The organism is Roseiarcus sp., assembly GCF_052145395.1.
In the GTDB taxonomy this organism is placed as follows: Bacteria; Pseudomonadota; Alphaproteobacteria; order Rhizobiales; family Beijerinckiaceae; genus Roseiarcus.
The window spans coordinates 1-4,550 of record NZ_JBKQOT010000669.1; the positions used below are offsets into that span (position 1 = coordinate 1).

At 70.1% G+C, this 4,550-nt stretch carries 1 protein-coding gene; it reads right to left on the minus strand.

Annotated elements, in window-relative coordinates; genetic code table 11:
* On the minus strand, window positions 1-4,550 hold a 4,550-nt coding region (locus tag ACLP25_RS22955), incomplete at both ends, for a beta-ketoacyl synthase N-terminal-like domain-containing protein (protein ID WP_442471453.1).

The window sequence follows — 4,550 nt, forward strand, 5'->3', positions numbered from 1 at the left end:
GCTGAGGATCCGGGGCCCGGGCAACCTCGGGCGCTTCCGCGACGATCAGCGTCGCCAGGTCCTCGCCGGTTTCGATAAGCCGCGCTTCCGGCTTGCGGAAACCGGCGCGCGCACATTCGCTGGACCAGGCCGACGGACCCAGACGACGGTCGCGCAACTCGTCCTTCGGCGTGTCCGCCAGGCCGAACGCGACGACATGGAAGAGCGACGGCGTCGGCTCGACCGCCATCAAGACCGCGCCGAATGCACATTTGCACGCCAGGCGCGCCAGCGCGTCTCGTCCGGCGCTCAGCCGCGACAGGCCGCCTGCGCTGACGATAAGGTCGAATCCGCCGTCTGGAAGCGCGTCGAGATCGCCGCAGAAAGCCGCCTCCCGGACGTCGCCGTGGGAGAGCCGCGCCCGCTCGAGCCTCCGCGCGTCGAGGTCCAACAGGGTCAGGCGCGCGCTGCGGGCGGCGGCGAAGCGGATGAGTTCGGAACCGGCTGGCCCGACCCCGACCTGCAAAATCCGCAGCGCGGTCCCGTCCCCTTCGGCTGGCGCCATCTTTTCGAGACGCCTGCCGAGGGCGCGAGCGGCTGCGGTCGCGGACGGAGACCGGAGCTCGCAGGCTTCGACGGCGCCGTCCGACGGTCCTCTCGCATCCTGGCCCGCGGCCAGCGCCTGCAGCGTTTCGGCTGCGCCGGCGGCGAGGAGCAACTCCGGCGCGCGTTCGGGGTGCTGAGCCGCGAGCGCCGAAAAGACCGCGTCCGGCGAGGGGAGCTCGAGATCGCTTGGCCGCAGGATGTCGCCGGACCGTCGAATGAGGCCGCTCTGTTCGAGGCTCGAAAAAACCGTCTCCGCCCAAGCTCCCCGAGCCTCCGGCAGCCGGCCCTCGGCGACAAGCTCGTCGAGATCGAGGACGTCGTCTCTCGCCAGACCGTGCGCAAGCTTGAAGCACGCGGCGGTCGCCCATCCTTCGAGCAGGAGCGCAGCGCCGCCCAGTTCGGCGGGGAACTGCGGCTCGCGGGCGACGATATTCCGCCAGCCTTCGAGCGGCGCCCGCCTCGCGAACTCCGCCGTCGCCGGGATCCAATGCGCTGCGAAGCCGAGACCGGAGAGCCTGGCCGGGGCGCGCGTCCGGCCCGCCTGATAACGCGCGTCGCGGAGCGTCGCCACCAGCCTCGAGTCGCGGTCGAAGAGATCGAAATCGGCGACGATGACCCGATCGTCGCGCCGCGTCGTTCGGATCGCGGCGCACGCGAGGTTCGCGCCCGGGACGAAAAGACGCGCCTCGCCGAAACGGACCGGCAGGTAAACTCCGCCTTCGCCCTCCCGTCCGGCGAACAGGAGGATAAGGCCGTGGAAACAGGAATCGAGGCGGGCCGGGTCGAGACCGTAGCGGGGGTCCGCCGCGGCCGCGGCGAGTTCGACCTCGATGCGGTCTTCCCCCGCGCGACGGGCGCGCGCGAGCCTCCGGAACGCCGGCCCGAACTCGAGCCCGAAGGCGCGCGCCGAAGCGTAGAGCGCTTCGCCTGTGACCCCTTCGTCCGACGCGGTCGGGGCGACGCGTCCGGTCGGCGGCGGTCCGGGCTTGTGGACGATCCGTCCGCGCGCATGCGTGGCGTAAGGCGCATTGGCGAGGCGTGGGCGGCTCAGGATCTCGACCGCCGCCGTCGAGGCCTCGACCCGGCAGAGGATCTCACGCGAGGCTTCGGCCGCGAAGGCGAGAGGCTGCAGGATTTCGAAATCCCTTAGCGCCACCTCCGGCCCCGCCCAGTCCCGCGCGACCGAGAGCCCCATCTCGAGGAAGGCCGCGCCGGGCAGCAGGACCTGTCCGTCGATCCGGTGATCGGCAAGCGCCGGCTCTTGTTGCGGATCGAGGGTCGCACGCCATTCGAGAGCGCCCTCGGAGTCGCGCGCGCCGATCAGAGGATGGCGCGGCCGCGCGCTCAACTGGCCCGTCGACTCGGTTGTCTCGGCAAACCGGTAGTGGGCGCGACGCCAGGGATAGGCAGGCAGGTCGATTCCCGGCCCGGGGTCAGGACCGAAAGCCCACTGCGGCCCGACGTCGGCGCCGCCGGCGATGAGCCGCATCGCCGTCGCCTCGAACGGGTCGCCGTCGTCATCGGCCGCGTTCTCCTCGAGCGCGCAGTCGATCAGCGCAGCCGCGTCAAGGTGCTCGACGATGTCGCGCAGATGGATTTTCAGCGTGGGCCGGGGCCCGATCTCTAGGAACGCGCGTTTGCCCATGCCGAGCGCGCGTTCGACGCCTTCCTGGAAAAGAACCACATCCCGCACGTTGCGCCACCAGTACGACGCGCCCGCCGCGGCCCCGGGCAGGACTGCGTCTGCGACAGTGGACAGGAAGGGAACCGCGCCGGCAGACGGCTTGAGGCCCGCCAGCCTTTCGATCAGCGGCTTTTTGACCGGCTGCATCAGCTCGGTGTGGAACGGATAGGGGAGGTCGAGTTTGCGTGCGCGCAGCTTCGCGGGCGGGGCGAGATCGATAAGACGGTCCAGCGCCAGCGACGGCCCGGCAACGACGATGCAACGATGCGAGTTGTGCGCGGCGACCGCGAGGCCGGGAATGCGCGCCGACAGGTCGGCCGCCGCCTCGCGCGGTCCGAACACCACGGCCATGCCGCCGGAGTTCTCCGTCGCCTGTTGGAGGCGGCTGCGGTGGAAGATCACCTGAACCGCGTCTGCGAGCGAAAGAACGCCAGCCGCCTCGGCCGCGGCGACCTCGCCGACGCTATGTCCGAGCGTCAACGCCGGGCGGACGCCGACCTCGGCCAGCGCGCGCACGCTCGCGGCCTGAATGGCGAAGATCATCGGCTGGGCAATGTCGGCGTGTGAGAGGTCGGCCGCAATGTCGGGGGAGTCCAACTCCTCGACCAGCGACCAGCCGGCCAACGGAAGAAAATGCGAATCGACTTCCGCGAGAGCTTCGCGGAAGGCGGCGCTCGTCCGGTAGGCGGCGCGGCCCATGCCGGACCATTGCGAGCCGTTGCCGGAGAAAACGAAGACGATCGCGCCGTCGCCCTCGACGGCGGTCGCTCGGGCGCCGGGCGGCTCGGCCTCGCCGGACCGGGCGAACCGCGCGAGCGCTGGAGCCAGACCATCGGTCGGCAGCGCAGGCAGGGCCAGCCGCTCGCGCATGCGCTCGCGCCGGCGGCCCGTGGCGGCGACGATGCGCAACCGCTCGCCCACGCTCGCATCTTCGAATCGCCCCGCGTACGCGCCCGCCAGCGCGCGCAGAGCCTCCTCCGTCTGAGCGGAGATCATCATGAGGCGCGGCGCCGCCTCCCCCGTCGTCCGCGCAAGCGGCGGATCGCCGATGACGACATGCGCGCTCGTGCCCCCGAAGCCGAACGAGCTCACGCCGGCGAACCGGCGCCCCTCGGCACGCGACAGCGGGATCGGCTCCCCCACAACGTGCAGATTGAGGCCGGCGAAGTCGATGTTGGGATTCAGGTTCTCCGCGTGGAGAGACCTCGGCGCCATGTCGTGCTCGAGTGCCAGCATCGCCTTCAGAAGTCCCGCGAGGCCCGACGCAGGCTCGGTGTGACCGATGTTTGTCTTGATCGATCCGATCGGCAGAGGGCGGCTTCGCGCTCGGCCGAGGACAGCGCCCAGCGCGGAGGCCTCGACCGGATCGCCGACCCGCGTTCCCGTTCCGTGAGCCTCGACGAAGGCGACCAGATCCGGCGCAACCTCGGCCTGGCTGTAGACGGCGCGAAGCAATTCGATCTGGCGTTTCTCGGCGGGGAGAGAAATCCCGCTGGTGCGCCCGTCGGAATTGACCCCGCTGCCGCATAGGACGGCGTGGATCCGGTCGCCGTCGGCGATCGCCTTCTTCAGCGTCTTGAGAACAAGGACGACGCCGCCTTCCGCCCGCACATAACCGTCCGCCTCGGCCGCGAACGCCCGACAGAGGCCGGTCGGCGACAACATCGTCGCCTGAGAAAAGCTGATGAAGCTGAACGGGCTCGCCAGCACGTTGACCCCGCCGACCAGCGCGGCATCGATCTCTCCGTGAATCAGGGCCAGGCGGGCCTGATGGAGCGCAACCAGAGACGACGAGCAGGCCGTGTCGATCGTCATGCTCGGCCCATGGAGGTCGAACACATACGAGAGCCGGTTCGAGACGATCGAGAGCGTGTTGCCGGTCGCGTAATAGGCGTCCGCGACGGCGGGATCATGCAGGCCGATGGTCGAGTAATCGAGGGCGGAAGCGCCGACATAGACGCCAGTCTGGCTGCCCGCCAGTTTTGAAGGCGCAAGGCCGGAATCCTCACAGGCCTCGAAGGCGAGTTCGAGCAGCAGTCGCTGTTGCGGATCCATCTGCTGCGCTTCGCGTGGGGAAATGCGAAAGACGGCGGGATCGAAGCCCCAGGGGTCCGGCAGCACGCCCGCGGCCCAGGTGTAGCTCCGCCCCGGCTCCCTGAGGCGGGGATGTCCGTGGCGCAAAAGCGCCCAGCGATCAGCTGGTATCGCAGAGACCGCGCATCGGCCGGCTTCAAGCAGCTCCCACAACGTGTCGATGCTCTGAGCCCCAGGAAGCCGACAC